Source organism: Mesorhizobium sp. M0698 (assembly GCF_040320455.1).
Classification (GTDB): domain Bacteria; phylum Pseudomonadota; class Alphaproteobacteria; order Rhizobiales; family Rhizobiaceae; genus Mesorhizobium.
Genome location: NZ_JAMYPQ010000005.1, coordinates 135,062 through 148,682, shown reverse-complemented (window position 1 = coordinate 148,682; position 13,621 = coordinate 135,062). Strand labels below are relative to the sequence as shown.

General features: G+C 63.0%; 17 protein-coding genes. 9 read left to right on the top strand and 8 right to left on the bottom strand.

Going from position 1 to position 13,621, the window contains the following annotated elements:
• Positions 1 to 39 precede the first annotated feature (39 nt).
• The gene (locus tag NKI16_RS13765) at positions 40 to 672 is read right to left on the bottom strand and encodes an HD domain-containing protein (RefSeq protein ID WP_023677753.1); all 633 of its coding nucleotides are present in this window, start codon (positions 670 to 672) and stop codon (positions 40 to 42) included.
• A complete protein-coding gene (ygfZ, locus tag NKI16_RS13760) occupies positions 672 to 1,532 on the bottom strand; it encodes a CAF17-like 4Fe-4S cluster assembly/insertion protein YgfZ (protein ID WP_023677752.1) in 861 nt (286 codons plus the stop codon). The genes NKI16_RS13765 and ygfZ overlap by 1 nt, the downstream gene beginning before the upstream one ends.
• Before the next feature lie 83 nt (positions 1,533 to 1,615).
• On the opposite strand from ygfZ, the gene NKI16_RS13755 reads away from it, so the two are divergent.
• Positions 1,616 to 2,947 carry a dihydroorotase gene (locus NKI16_RS13755; RefSeq protein ID WP_352622562.1) on the top strand — a complete coding sequence of 444 codons (1,332 nt, stop codon included), beginning with the start codon at positions 1,616 to 1,618 and terminating at the stop codon, positions 2,945 to 2,947.
• Between the two features lie 34 nt (positions 2,948 to 2,981).
• On the opposite strand, the gene NKI16_RS13750 is transcribed toward NKI16_RS13755, so the two are convergent.
• From NKI16_RS13750 to NKI16_RS13735, 4 genes are all read right to left on the bottom strand, one after another.
• Positions 2,982 to 3,785: a hypothetical protein gene (locus NKI16_RS13750; RefSeq protein WP_023677750.1), complete on the bottom strand. Its 804-nt coding sequence runs from the start codon at positions 3,783 to 3,785 to the stop codon at positions 2,982 to 2,984.
• Between the two features lie 82 nt (positions 3,786 to 3,867).
• On the bottom strand, positions 3,868 to 4,125 hold the full coding sequence (locus tag NKI16_RS13745) for a hypothetical protein (protein WP_023677749.1): 258 nt from the start codon (positions 4,123 to 4,125) through the stop codon (positions 3,868 to 3,870).
• A gap of 374 nt (positions 4,126 to 4,499) precedes the next feature.
• On the bottom strand, positions 4,500 to 4,877 hold the full coding sequence (locus NKI16_RS13740) for a TIGR02301 family protein (RefSeq protein WP_023677748.1): 378 nt from the start codon (positions 4,875 to 4,877) through the stop codon (positions 4,500 to 4,502).
• A gap of 48 nt (positions 4,878 to 4,925) precedes the next feature.
• Positions 4,926 to 5,351 carry an NUDIX hydrolase gene (locus NKI16_RS13735; RefSeq protein ID WP_023677747.1) on the bottom strand — a complete coding sequence of 142 codons (426 nt, stop codon included), beginning with the start codon at positions 5,349 to 5,351 and terminating at the stop codon, positions 4,926 to 4,928.
• 123 nt (positions 5,352 to 5,474) lie between these two features.
• Between NKI16_RS13735 and NKI16_RS13730 the strand changes: the two genes are divergently transcribed.
• Positions 5,475 to 6,236: an SOS response-associated peptidase gene (locus tag NKI16_RS13730; protein WP_352622565.1), complete on the top strand. Its 762-nt coding sequence runs from the start codon at positions 5,475 to 5,477 to the stop codon at positions 6,234 to 6,236.
• 55 nt (positions 6,237 to 6,291) lie between these two features.
• Here the strand turns inward: NKI16_RS13730 and NKI16_RS13725 are convergent, their stop codons facing one another.
• A complete protein-coding gene (locus NKI16_RS13725) occupies positions 6,292 to 6,441 on the bottom strand; it encodes a hypothetical protein (RefSeq protein WP_023677745.1) in 150 nt (49 codons plus the stop codon).
• 414 nt (positions 6,442 to 6,855) lie between these two features.
• Between NKI16_RS13725 and cysS the strand changes: the two genes are divergently transcribed.
• The 7 genes from cysS (at position 6,856) to rarD (ending at position 13,267) form a co-directional block, all read left to right on the top strand.
• The gene (gene cysS / locus NKI16_RS13720; RefSeq protein WP_352622567.1) at positions 6,856 to 8,325 is read left to right on the top strand and encodes a cysteine--tRNA ligase; all 1,470 of its coding nucleotides are present in this window, start codon (positions 6,856 to 6,858) and stop codon (positions 8,323 to 8,325) included.
• Complete coding sequence (locus NKI16_RS13715; RefSeq protein ID WP_023677743.1) at positions 8,322 to 8,708, top strand: VOC family protein; 387 nt, start codon at positions 8,322 to 8,324, stop codon at positions 8,706 to 8,708. Before cysS ends, NKI16_RS13715 begins: the two co-directional genes overlap by 4 nt.
• A gap of 6 nt (positions 8,709 to 8,714) precedes the next feature.
• Positions 8,715 to 9,206, top strand: coding sequence for a GFA family protein (locus tag NKI16_RS13710; protein WP_352622569.1), 492 nt, complete (start codon positions 8,715 to 8,717; stop codon positions 9,204 to 9,206).
• Complete coding sequence (locus tag NKI16_RS13705) at positions 9,203 to 9,679, top strand: GFA family protein (protein WP_352922972.1); 477 nt, start codon at positions 9,203 to 9,205, stop codon at positions 9,677 to 9,679. Before NKI16_RS13710 ends, NKI16_RS13705 begins: the two co-directional genes overlap by 4 nt.
• Complete coding sequence (gene pip, locus NKI16_RS13700) at positions 9,676 to 10,632, top strand: prolyl aminopeptidase (protein WP_352641011.1); 957 nt, start codon at positions 9,676 to 9,678, stop codon at positions 10,630 to 10,632. The genes NKI16_RS13705 and pip overlap by 4 nt, the downstream gene beginning before the upstream one ends.
• Positions 10,629 to 12,251: a citramalate synthase gene (gene cimA / locus NKI16_RS13695; RefSeq protein WP_352454385.1), complete on the top strand. Its 1,623-nt coding sequence runs from the start codon at positions 10,629 to 10,631 to the stop codon at positions 12,249 to 12,251. Before pip ends, cimA begins: the two co-directional genes overlap by 4 nt.
• A gap of 83 nt (positions 12,252 to 12,334) precedes the next feature.
• A complete protein-coding gene (rarD, locus tag NKI16_RS13690; RefSeq protein ID WP_023677738.1) occupies positions 12,335 to 13,267 on the top strand; it encodes an EamA family transporter RarD in 933 nt (310 codons plus the stop codon).
• A 55-nt stretch (positions 13,268 to 13,322) separates the two neighbouring features.
• Here the strand turns inward: rarD and NKI16_RS13685 are convergent, their stop codons facing one another.
• The gene (locus tag NKI16_RS13685) at positions 13,323 to 13,613 is read right to left on the bottom strand and encodes a muconolactone Delta-isomerase family protein (RefSeq protein ID WP_352448978.1); all 291 of its coding nucleotides are present in this window, start codon (positions 13,611 to 13,613) and stop codon (positions 13,323 to 13,325) included.
• Between the last annotated feature and the right edge of the window lie 8 nt (positions 13,614 to 13,621).

Sequence of the window (13,621 nt, the reverse complement as noted above, 5' to 3'; positions counted from 1 at the left end):
ACCATGGCACTGTTGTCCCTGCCGGTTAATTTACCGTTTTCAGCCGGCTGGAACGGCAGTCTGGCGTCGAGACTTTTCGATCGCCGCAAAGCGTTTGAGAAAGGCATTCTGCGCCCAAGTCACCGAGCGCGGCGTGACGTCGAAGCGCTCGGCATTGAAGCCGCGCGGCCTGCCGAAGAACTCCGTCGCCTCTGCCGTCGAAAAACCCGCAAGCAGCGTTGCTTCGAAATAAGCGGCGATCTGATCCGCTCGCTTGATCTCCTTGCGCAGTCCCGCGTCGAGTTCGGCCGGCAGTGAAAAGCGCAGATGGATGGCGCGCTGCAGCCTGATCTCGCAATCCCTGTAGCTGCCGCCCATCACGGATTTGAACGGCGAGATCATGTCGCCGATGACATATTCCGGCGCGTCGTGCAGCAGCGCCGCCAACCGCGCGTCGGCGTCGGCATCCGGCATCAGCTCGCCGACAAGCGTTTCGACCAGCAGCGAATGCTGGGCGACCGAAAAGGCGTGATCGCCTCTGGTCTGGCCGTTCCAGCGTGCGACGCGGGCAAGGCCATGGGCAATATCGGAGATCTCGATGTCGAGCGGCGAGGGATCGAGCAGATCGAGCCGTCGGCCGGACAGCATGCGCTGCCAGGCGCGCGGCGGCGCCCCGGCGCGATCTGCAGCCATCAGGCGTCCTCCGCGCCGATGGCTTCCTGCGGAAAGCTGAATTTCGCCCAGGACGGGATAGCGAGCGACACGGCGACATCCTCCGCCAGGACCGGCAGGCCGGCGTCGAGCGCTGCCTTGACCCGGTCGATGCGGGCAATGGCAAGGCCTGTCCTGGCCGCGGTCGAGCCAAGCGTGCCGACCGGTCGCCCCTCCACGGTCAACTCTGCGCGCGAAGTGGGCAGGGTGCGTTCGGCCGAGACAATCAACACCCGACGCCTGGCAGTGCCGCGATGCTGCATGCGCGAGACGACCTCCTGGCCGACGTAGCAGCCTTTCTTGAAGCCGACACCGCCGATCTCGTCGAGCAGCACGTCATGCGGAAAAGCGTCGCCGAGTTGGTAGTCCGCACCGCTTTCGGCAATGCCATGGGCGATGCGAAAGGCTTGCCATGCGGCAAGGTCGCCGCCATCTGCGGTGTCATCATAGAAGCGCTTGACGGCAGTATCGACAAACCGCGCATCAGCAAACGGTGCTGATTCAAATTGCGAAATGGTTGAATCGCTTCCCCATGCGACGGCCACAACCGGCTGATCCAGCTTGGCAATTTCGACTTTGGCGCGCAATTTGTAGAGCGTCAGCCGTCGCATGAAATCATCGGCGGTCTCGGTACGGCATTCAAGTCGGAAAGCATTTTCGCCGGCGCGCGAGATCAGGAAGTCGAAAAGGATCTTGCCTTGCGGCGTTAGCAGCGCACCGGGCTTTGCTTCGCTGCTGCCGAGCACGTCGAGGTCGGTGGTCAGGATGTTCTGTAAAAAGTGCTCGGCATCCGGCCCGGACACGGAAACGAGTGCGCGATCTCTGAGCGAGGCAAAGGGCATGGTGGGAAAACGAGCCTGATCTTGCAAAACTATTGGTCATTACGTAAGCCGCTGGCACTTCCCCCGCAAGAGACCGGATCCGTATGGCCCCCATCTACGATCTCATCCTGACAGGCGGCACCGTGGTCAATCACGACGGCCAGAGTTTTCGCGACGTCGGCATCAATGGTGGGCGCATCGCTGCCATCAGCGACCTCCGCGAGGCGTCGGCCGGTGAGACGATCGACTGCCGTGGGCTGCACATCCTGCCGGGCGTCGTCGACAGCCAGGTGCATTTCCGCGAGCCGGGCCTGGAGCACAAGGAAGATCTGGAGACGGGCTCGCGGGCAGCGGTGCTCGGCGGCGTCACCGCCGTCTTCGAGATGCCGAACACCAATCCGCTGACCACCAGTGAGGCAACCCTTGCCGACAAGGTGCGGCGTGCCACCGGCCGCATGCATTGCGACTTTGCCTTCTGGGTCGGCGGGACCCGCGACAATGCAAAAGACGCTGGCGATCTCGAGCGGCTGCCAGGTGCGGCCGGCATAAAAGTTTTCATGGGCTCGTCCACCGGCGACCTGCTGGTCGAGGACGACGAAGGCGTTGCCTCGATCCTGAGGAACACACGCCGCCGCGCCGCCTTTCACTCCGAGGACGAGTTCCGGCTGCGCGAGCGGCTTGGCGAGCGCATCGCGGGCGATCCGTCCTCACATCCGGTGTGGCGCGACGAGATCGCTGCGTTGCGCTGCACCGAGCGCCTTGTGCGAATCGCGCGCCAGGTCCGCGCCCGGATCCATGTGCTGCACATCTCGACCGCCGAGGAGATAGGCTTCCTCGAACAGCACAAGGATGTCGCGACCTGCGAGGCGACGCCGCATCATCTGACGCTGAGCGCCGATGATTATGCGCAGTTGGGCACCCTGATCCAGATGAACCCGCCGGTGCGCGCCACGCGCCATCGCGACGGGGTCTGGTACGGCGTTGCGCAAGGCATCGTTGATGTGCTCGGCTCCGACCATGCGCCGCACACGCTGGCCGAGAAGGCAAAGCCTTATCCGGCGTCGCCGTCCGGCATGACCGGGGTGCAGACTTTGGTGCCGATCATGTTGGATCATGTCAACGCCGGCCGGCTGACGTTGCAGCGCTTTGTCGACCTGACCAGCCACGGCCCGCAGCGTATTTTCGGCATCGCCAGGAAAGGCCGTATTGCCGCCGGCTACGATGCCGATCTGACCATCGTCGATCTGAAGCGCCGCGAGACCATCGCCAACGCCCAGCAAGGCTCCAAGGTCGGCTGGACGCCTTATGACGGCAGGCAGGTGACCGGCTGGCCGGTCGGCACCATCGTTCGCGGCCGGCGCGTGATGTGGGAAGGCGAGATCGTCGCGCCGGGCCAGGGTAGGGCGGTGGAGTTTTCCGAGGCGTTGGCGGGCTAAGCTCCCTGCCTCCATAGGGGCCAGGCTAAATCACTCAATCCCCAGCGACGAAGAACGTCCATTGTCCGGTCGGCGTGATGCCGACTCGGTAGAAGATGTACGCACCGAACTGCTTCATATCGTCATAGTCGCTGGCGGTGACGATCTTGAACAGCTCGACCCGCTGCCTGGCATCGAGCTTGTCCAGCGGCAGGGCGAAGAAATAGGGCCAGACATAGAGATCCTGCGGCGTGCCGGCATCGACATGGACAAAACCGGCATTGAGCACCTCTTCCAGGATGGCGAGGATCTCCTGGCCTTCCGTGTCGCCGGAAAGGCCTTTCAGGAAGGCGATCGGGTCGCCCTCCATGTCGCCCAGCGACAATTGGGTCATCATGTCTCCCGTGCCGATCAGCGGCCGAAGCTTTTCGATGTCGCCGCTTTTGCACGCCTCGACGATCAGATCGTGCATGCGCCTGACCGGTTCCGGCAACTTGGCGAGGTCGTAGACGACTTCGGGCACAGGCGCGTCGGGATCGACATGCGGATTGGCCACGCCGCCATCATTGGCCGGCCCTATCGGTTCGGTTTGTTCCGGCTCGTCGGACGGAGTCGGCTGGCTGGCTGCAGGTGGCGTCGTGCCGAGCGGGCCGGGCATCGGCACGGTACTTCCACGCGGCGACACGTCGCCGTCGGGCGGCGGCGTGACCGGCGAGGGCAGGTCTTCGCGCTTGATCTCGCTGAGGGCGTGAGCGGGACTGCTCGCAAGAAACAGTGCAGAAGGAATCATGGCGCAGGAAGCGGTGAGCCAAATGCTGAGGACCAGGCCGTGCGGCTTGCCTGATATCGAAAAATTCACCGCCTGCTACTCCCTGGTTCCAGGCCCGTCCATGTGCCCGGATATGATGTCCGGGCGGCGCGCCGTCGTCAAAGAACCGGGGTCAGTGCCGCAGTCTTTCGGGCTCGAAGGCCCCGGCAATCACCTTTTCACGCATGCGATCGAGCAGGGCAAGCGCCGAGGTCTCGCCATTGGTGCGCAGCATTTCGCCGAATGCCGTTTCGAGGGCTGCCTCGGCGATGATTTCCGGCTCGATCCCGGCCGACAATCCTTCTGCCCAGGCTTCGCTGTGGCTTTCCACGGCGGTCAGGCGCTTTTCTTCCCTGACCAGCGCGTCGATGTCGTTGACGCCATGTTCCATTGCGATTTCCACCCTTTCAAGCGGTGATCCGTTGGACAGGGATCAAGCTTGAGTTGTCCCTTTTACACGCAGGCGCAGTAAGTATTTGTAAATACGACATTTTTTTGGTCGTCTTCTACAAATTCCGTCGCGTCCAGCAAACCTGCGTCCGATCCGATTCAAACTTAGCCGATTAGGCCGGCCAAGGGGACGGAAACCTTCAGTTTGAGTTAATTTCACATTCGCGCGCTAACGTTTCGTTAACATAGTTGCAAAAGTGCAACATCAGGTTTGCACCAAGACCTCACCCGAGGCAAGCGGAGAAGTGTCGAACGCGTCCGCCGCCCACAGCGCCGGCGGTTGATGCCGGTTTGCCGGAACGGCAGCTGCCGTCGTCAGTTTCCGTAGCGCGAAGCGATGTCGCGAGACAGCGTCTCGCCTTCCTTCATGTAGCGGCTGATGGCTTCCGTCGCCGAGGCGGTGCATTGCGTATAAGTACCGCCGAACGACCGGTAGCCGCGGTTGAAGCTGGCGATGAAGCGGGCGCGCCGCTCCGGGTTCGGATTTTCCGATGCGATCAGTTTTTCCATCTCGGCTCGCCACCGATCGCCCTTCTCGCCACACAGATTACGCAGGAAATGCAGCGAGCCGAGCACTTCCGCCAGCCGCATCAGCCCGGGCTCGAACGGTGCTTCGGCGGCAATCGCCGGGCGCGCACCGACAACCACACTGACGGCGAGGCATGCGGCGAGAAACGAAGACGTGCGGCTCATGAGTCCTTGTGCTGAAACAATTTGTCGCCTGCAAGGCGATTCTCTGGCTCAGGTCCCGCCGTCTTTGTTGGGACCGAGTAGATCGTCCGCAATTTCAAACACCGCATCGGCGAGCGGCATCGCTGTCATTTCGGCCAGCGTATAGAAAGCCGCGGTCTCGGCGTCGTCGCTGGCCACCGCCTCGCCGCCAGCATAATCGGCCCCAAACACCGTCAGCCAGTAGTCGACCGGATGCCCGTCGCCGCTGCCGTCGATGTGGATTTCCCGCAGCGGCCGATAGCTGCGCGCCTGCAATCCGGTCTCTTCCAGCAATTCGCGCCGTGCTGCCTGTTCCAGCGTCTCGCCGGCTTCGACCTTGCCGCCGGGAAAGGCATGGAGGCCTTGCGAGGGCGGCCTGGCCCGCTTGACCAGCAGCACCGTGTTCTCGCGCACGACGCAGACCGAGACTGCCGGAATGATCTTGCGTGCTTCCATGGGCTTCGGATCGCTCGATTGGCATAGCCCGTTGTGGACCGGCCGTCGGCGAACAGCTTTAGCGGTTGCGAAAGGCGGGTTCCATGGCCACTTTCACATGCCACCAATTCGAGAGCTGAATTCATGTGCGGACGCTTTGCCTTGACCGCCACTCCGGACCAGACCGCCGCCTTTCTCAGCCTGGCGGAACTTGAGGAGTTTCCGGCCCGCTACAACATCGCGCCGACGCAGCCGGTGCTGATGGCGCTCGCCGGATTGCCGCAGGCGCCGGGCTCGAACCTGCCCGACCGCCGCTCGATGCTGGTGCGCTGGGGCCTGATCCCGGCCTGGGTCAAGGATACGCGTAACTTCCCGCTGCTGTTCAACGCGCGTTCTGAGGGGGCTTCGGAAAAGGCGTCGTTTCGCGCTGCCATGCGCCATCGCCGCGCCCTGGTACCGGCTTCGGGATTCTACGAATGGCACCAAACCGGTGGCAGAAGAGGGCAGCCCTATTGGGTGCGGCCAAGGCGTGGCGGGCTTGTCGCCTTCGCCGGGCTGATTGAGACCTATGCCGAGCCGGGCGGCTCGGAAATGGACACCGGCGCCATTCTGACCGCCCACGCCAATGCCGATACTGCCCATATCCACGACCGCATCCCGGTGGTGATCCATCCCGAAGATTTCGCGCGCTGGCTGGATTGCAGCACGCTCGAGCCGCGCGATGTGGCCCATCTGCTGAGACCCGCCCAGCCCGATTTCTTCGAAGCGATCCCGGTTTCCGACCTCGTCAACAAGGTCGCCAATACCGGGCCGGAGATTCAGGAGAAGGGCGTCGTCGAGCCTGAGCCTGAGAAGGTCAGGCGCCAGAAGTCCGGCGCGAACGACAGTCAGATGAATTTATTTTAGCAAAAGCTACTATTGCTGGTGCGCCGTGAGCGCCTCAATCTTCCCGACGGCATTCTCAGGCAGCGCGCGGCGAAACGATCTTCTGCGCCGGCTTCTTCTTCTTCGCGGTGTGCAGAAGAGCTGCGACGATTGCTGCCGGGCCGATCGCCCGGTAGTGGCTGGCGAGCGCCGGTTGCTTGGCGCGGTTGGATTCTTGCTTAGGCATTGTTCTCTTCCCTGGTAACGTCTTCATGTCTGCGTTTGCTGGCCGAATCCGACCAAATCGTGACGCTTGCTGATCTAGCCGGCGAATGTTTCATCACAGTGCCGACCTGTTTAATAAAATGTTTCAGTGGCTCAATTCCTGTGAGCCAACGATATTTTTGGCGAAGGTAGCGACTTGACGGCAACACCGGGCAAGGCGATAAAGCCGGCCATGAAAACGTCTTTCGCCATTTGTGGCATTTGCATTATCGGCTAGCCTCGCGCTGGTCCTGGACGTTTTCGCCTCATCTCCTCCCAGATTGGACAAACGCCCCGGCCAGCAGGCTGGACCCCGATTTGCGCCTCGGCGTAACCGACTCCATCCAGAGCACGATCCCAAAAGATCATGCCAAAGTAACGCACCGGGAACGCACGTATGTCTGACGCATCGAAGAGCCTGCGCCTCTACAACACGCTAACGCGGAGCAAGGAGGATTTCTTCCCGATCGATCCGCGCAACGTGCGCATGTATGTCTGCGGCCCGACGGTCTATGACTTCGCCCATATCGGCAATGCGCGGCCGGTGATCGTCTTCGACGTGCTGTTCCGCTTGCTGCGCCATCTCTACGGGCAAGCGCATGTCACTTACGTCCGCAACATTACGGACGTCGACGACAAGATCAACGCTCGCGCGCTGCGCGATTTCGGCGGCGAAATTGCATCGGGCAAGCTGTCGCTGAACGAAGCGATCAGGCGGGTCACCGAAAAGACCGCCGGTCAGTTCCACAAGGACGTTGCGGCGCTCGGTTGCCTGGAACCGACGGTCGAGCCGCGCGCCACCGAGTTCGTCGAGCCCAGGCCCGACGGCAAGGTCGACATGATCTTCTTGATTCAACGCTTGATCGAACGCGGCCATGCCTATGTCGCGGCTGGAGAAGTCCTGTTCGACACCGCTTCCATGCCGGACTACGGGCAGTTGTCGAAGCGCAATCTCGATGAGCAGCAGGCCGGCGCCCGCGTCGCCGTCGATGAGCACAAGAAGAACCCGCAGGATTTCGTGCTGTGGAAATTGTCTTCGCCCGAGGAGCCGGGCTGGGACAGCCCGTGGGGCAGGGGTCGGCCGGGCTGGCACATCGAGTGCTCGGCGATGTCGGCCGCCTATCTCGGCGAGGTGTTCGACATCCATGGCGGTGGTATCGACCTGATCTTTCCGCACCACGAGAACGAGATCGCGCAATCGCGTTGCGCCCACGGCACCGAAACGATGGCCAAGATTTGGATGCACAACGGTTTCCTGCAGGTCGAGGGCCAGAAGATGTCCAAGAGCCTGGGCAATTTCTATTCGATCACCGAATTGCTGGAGACGGATACCTTTGGCGGCCGCAAATGGCCGGGCGAGGTGCTCAGGCTGGCGATGCTGATGACGCACTATCGCGAGCCGATCGACTTTTCCGTGCGCAAGCTGGAAGAGGCGGAGAATACGCTGCGCAAATGGAAGCGGGCGGCCGATCGGGCGCCGCCGACGGCAAAGCCGGTGCCGGCGGATGTGATCGAAGCGCTGTCGGATGACCTTGCCACCTATGCCGCATTCCAGTTGCTGACGCAGTTGGCTGGTGATGCTGTTGATTTCAACGCAGGTAGCGGCAACGCAGCCGCCGAAGACAACGATGCTGCCGCTTCACTGAAGGCATCGCTTCTGTTCCTCGGCTTCGACATCACAACAGCCAAGGTGGATGAAGACGCCATTGCCAAGGCGATCGCCAAACGCCTCGCGCTGATCGCCGCCAAGAACTGGGCCGAGGCCGACCGCATCCGCGACGAGTTGCTGACGCAAGGCATCCAGTTGAAGGACGGCAAGGACCCCGTCACCGGCGAACGCATCACCACCTGGGAGGTAAAAAGATGATCGATCATCTCGGCATCACCGTTTCGGATTTCGACGCGTCGAAGGCTTTTTACGACAGGGCGATAGCGCCGCTCGGCGCCTCGCTGCTTTACATGGTGCCGCAGGAATATACCGGCGGCGCCAAGGTCGGCGGCTACGGCCGCGACCGGCCGGTGTTTTGGCTGCATGCCGGCAAGGACAAGCCGAAGGATCATCAGCATGTCGCCTTCACCGCTCGCAGCCGCGCCGAGGTCGATGCCTTTCACGCCGCGGCGATTGCCGCCGGCGGCAAGGACAATGGCGGGCCGGGCCTGCGCCCGCACTACCATCCGAACTATTATGGCGCCTTTGTTTTCGATCCCGACGGCAACAATGTCGAGGCGGTTTGCCATGCCCCGGAGTAGTGCGCGATGAGCCTCGACAACAGACCGGTCTATACAGGCGGCTGCCAGTGCGGCGCGGTGCGCTTCCGCGTCGAAGGAGCTCTCGGCGATGCTTCCGTATGCCATTGCCGCATGTGCCAGAAGGCGAGCGGCAATTTCTACCTGCCGCTGGTCTCGGTGCGCGGCGCAAGGCTGGACTGGACGCGCGGTGAGCCCAAACGCTTCCGCTCGTCCAACGCGGCTTTGCGCGGTTTCTGCGCCGAATGCGGCACGCCGCTGACCTTCGAAGCGCCCGACGGGGTGGCCCTCGCCATCGCCACATTCGACCACCCCGAGGAGATCGCCCCGATCATCCAATGGGGTGTCGAAGCCAAGCTCCCGTACGTGGATCACGTCCACGAATTGCCAGGTGAGGAAACGATGGCCGACGTCTCGTCGGCCTCGTATCTCGCCGATCTCGTCTCCTACCAACATCCCGACCACGACACCGAACAATGGCCGCCGGAGGAAAAATCATGACCGAAACCGTTCGTACCGGCGGCTGCCAGTGCGGCGCCGTGCGCTTCCGCATCCACGGGGCGCTCGGCCGCCCGTCCATTTGTCATTGCCGCATGTGCCAGAAACAGTTCGGGTCGTTTTTCGGCGCGCTGGTGACAGTGCCGAGCGACGGCGTCGAATGGGTGCGCGAGGAGCCGAGTTACTTTCAGTCGTCGGTCAACAGCGATCGCGGCTTCTGCGCCCGCTGCGGCACACCGCTGACCTACCGCCAGCCCGGCGCGCTGGAGATCGCCATCGGCGCCTTCGACGACCGTTCCGATCTGGTGCCGCAGATCCAGGTTAACTACGCCGCCAGGCTGCCTTGGGTCGAGACGATCTTCGACGCGCCGATCCATGACGACCCGGATTTCTACGCGCGACAGGAATCCATCATCTCCTTCCAGCATCCCGATCACGAGACGGCCAACTGGCCGCAGCAGGGCCTGAAATTATGAGCAGCGAATTCCGTACCCTCTATCCCGAGATCGAGGCTTTCGAGTCCGGCATGCTCGACGTTGGCGATGGCCATCAGGTCTATTGGGAGCGCTCCGGCACCAGAGGGGCCAAGCCGGCTGTCTTCCTGCATGGCGGGCCGGGCGGCACCATTTCGCCAAAGCACCGGCGGCTGTTCGATCCGAAGCTGTACGATGTCATCCTGTTCGACCAGCGCGGCTGCGGAAAATCGACGCCCAATGCCTCGCTTGAAGCCAACACCACCTGGCACCTGGTCGCCGACATCGAGCGCCTGCGAAAAATGTGCGGCTTCGACAAATGGCTGGTGTTCGGCGGTTCGTGGGGTTCGACGCTGGCGCTGGCCTATGCCGAGACCCACCCCGAGCGGGTCAGCGAACTGGTCGTGCGCGGCATCTACACGCTGACCCGCGCCGAACTCGAATGGTACTACCAGTTCGGCGTGTCGGAGATGTTCCCCGACAAGTGGGAGCGGTTTCTGGCGCCGATCCCGGAGGCCGAGCGCGGCGACATGATGGCCGCCTACCGCAAACGGCTGGTCGGCAGCGATCCTGTGGCGCAGGTCGAGGCCGCCCGCGCCTGGAGCCTGTGGGAGGGCGAGACGATCACGCTGCTGCCGGAACCGGAAACCAGCGGTCCCTTCGGCCAGGATGATTATGCCCTGGCTTTCGCCCGCATCGAGAACCACTATTTCGTCCATGCCGGCTGGCTGGAAGAGGGACAGCTGCTGCGCGATGCATGGAAGCTTAAGGATATCCTGGGTACCATCGTTCACGGCCGCTACGACATGCCGTGCCCGGCGCGCTACGCCTGGGCGCTGCACAAGGCGTGGCCGAAAGCGGATTTCCATCTGATCGAAGGCGCCGGCCACGCCTATTCGGAGCCGGGCATCCTCGACAGGCTGATCCGCGCAACGGACATGTTTGCCGGGAAATGACCATGGCTCGCGAGCGCCTTTATCTGTTCGACACCACGCTGCGCGATGGTCAGCAGACGCCGGGTGTCGACTTCTCCGTCGAGGACAAGATCGCCATCGCCAAGCTGCTCGACGAGTTCGGCATCGACTACGTCGAGGGTGGCTACCCCGGCGCCAATCCAACCGACACCGCCTTCTTTGCCGAGCGTCGCACGGCCGATGCCAAGTTCGTTGCCTTTGGCATGACCAAACGGGCAGGAGTGTCGATCTCGAACGATCCTGGGCTTGCCGCGCTGGTCCAGTCGAAGTCGGACGCCATCTGCTTCGTCGCCAAGAGTTGGGACTACCATGTCCGCGTCGCGCTCGGCTGCACCAATGAGGAGAACCTCGAGGCGATCAAGGCCTCGGTCGAGGCGGCGCTCACTGCCGGCAAGGAGGCGATGGTCGACTGCGAGCATTTCTTCGACGGCTTCAAGGCCAATCCAGATTATGCGCTGGCCTGCGCCAGGACGGCCTACGATGCCGGCGCGCGCTGGGTGGTGCTGTGCGACACCAATGGCGGCACGCAGCCCTCCGAGGTGCGCGCCATCGTCGAAAAGGTGATCGCCGCCGGCATACCGGGCGACCATCTCGGCATCCACGCCCATGACGACACCGGCCAGGCGGTGGCGAATTCGCTTGCCGCCGTGGAGGCCGGCGTGCGCCAGATCCAGGGCACGCTGAATGGCATCGGCGAGCGCTGCGGCAACGCCAACCTGATCTCGATCGTGCCGACATTGGCGTTGAAGCCGGCCTTTTCGGGCCGCTTTGCTACAGGCATTTCGGCAGAAGCGTTGACCGGTATATCGCGCCTGTCCCGCGCCTTCGACGAGTTGCTGAACCGCGCGCCCGAAGCGCAAGCGCCCTATGTCGGCGCCTCCGCTTTCGCCACCAAGGCCGGCATCCATGCCTCGGCGCTGGCCAAGGAGCCGGCGACCTACGAGCATGTGCCGCCAGAGACTGTCGGCAACCGCCGCCGCGTCATGGTTTCGGACCAGGGCGGCAAGGCCAATTTCCTGGCCGAGCTGAAACGGCGTGGCATCGACATGCCCCGGGACGACCATCGCCTCGACGCGCTGATCGCCGTGGTCAAGGAGCGCGAGGCCGAGGGCTATGCCTACGAAGGTGCCGACGCCAGCTTTGAGCTTTTGGCGCGCAAGATGCTGCACGGCCTGCCGGAATTCTTCCGCGTCACTTCGTTCCGCTGCATGGTCGAGCGCCGCTTCGACGCCAACGGCCAGCTGAAGACGGTCTCGGAGGCGATCGTGAAAGTGCTGGTGGAGGGCGAGGAGAAGATGTCGGTGGCCGAAGGCCACGGCCCGGTCAACGCGCTCGACATTGCGCTGCGCAAGGATCTCGGCAAATTCCAGAGCGAGATCGCCGATCTCGAACTGGCCGACTTCAAGGTGCGTATCCTCAACGGCGGCACCGAGGCGATCACCCGCGTGCTGATTGAATCGCATGACGGCACCGGTGCGCGCTGGTGGACGGTCGGCGTCTCCGAAAACATCATCGATGCTTCCTTCCAGGCGCTGATGGATTCGATCGTCTATAAGCTGATGAAGAACCGCGACATGGCGGGCTTGGCGGCGGCGGAGTAGTGTTGAACCATCAGCGAGACTCCATTGATCCATCAGCAATTTGCGATGGTTTTGGGCAAGCCGCTGGCGCATAGCCTTGGGCCATGACTACCCAAGCACTTCACATCGAGGCCGACACCAAAGCTCGTCGCGGCTTCCTGCTGGCACTCGGCGCCTACCTGCTTTGGGGGCTGCTGCCCTTCTACATGAAGGCTGTCGCGCATCTGCCGCTGGCCGAAGTCATCGCCCACCGCATCGTCTGGTCGGTGCCGATCGCGGCCGCCGTCCTGGTCTGGGCCGGCCGCACTGCCGATTTCAAAGCGGCAGTTCGTTCGCCGCGCATCATTTCGATGGCGGTGCTGACGGCGGCGCTGATCTCGGTCAACTGGGGCATCTATGTCTGGGCGATCGCGGTCGACCGCACCATCGAGACCGCGCTCGGCTATTACATCAACCCGCTGGTCAGCGTCGTTGTCGGCGCGCTGCTCCTCGGCGAGCGGCTCGACCGCCTGCAGATCGCGGCGGTGGTGCTGGCGGCAATCGCGGTCGCGGTGCTGACCATCGACGCCGGCAAACTGCCCTGGGTGTCGCTGGTGCTAGCCTTTTCCTTTGCCGCCTATGGCTTCTTCCGCAAGACGCTGCCAATAGGCCCGAGCCAGGGCTTCCTGCTTGAAGTGCTGCTGCTGTCGGTGCCGGCACTCGGCTACATCATCTTCCTGATCGCCACAGGACAGGATCATTTCGTCTCCAGCTCGCTGAACGACACCGCCTTGCTGATCGGCTGCGGTCCGGTCACCGCCGTGCCTCTGCTGTTGTTTGCGTTCGGCGCCAGGCTGCTGCGCCTCTCCACCATCGGCATCATGCAATATATCGCGCCGACGATCGTCTTTTTGATCGCGGTGCTGATTTTCGGCGAACCCTTCGGCAGTGTTCAGGCCATAGCCTTCGGGCTGATCTGGGCGGCACTGGCGATGTACTCCTGGTCGATGTTTTCTTCGGCGCGCAAGACCGTTTCCGCATCAGCTCGAGCCGCGTAACGAAGAAAGGCGGCTGGCCGGTCTTAATGCCGGCAGCCGCGTCTTTCACGAGCGCTCAGCGCTTCGGCCCGAAGCCGGGATATGGCTGCAGCGGCACGACGGCGGCAATATCCATCATGCCGGCCTTGACCAGCGGTAAAGTTGCAAGATGGTGGCGCACATCGGCATCGCTGCCGGCTTCGAACATCATGCCGCTGCCGGGAATGTCGCCCCGATTCCACACCTGACGCACGGCGCCTTCGGCATAGAGCGTGCGGCGCTGCTCGGCCTCGCCAGGCAGCAGCGGCGCGAAATCGGCGTCGGTGAACTTTTCGGTGTTGCGCGCAAGAAGGGCAAAGAACTGCATCGGAATCT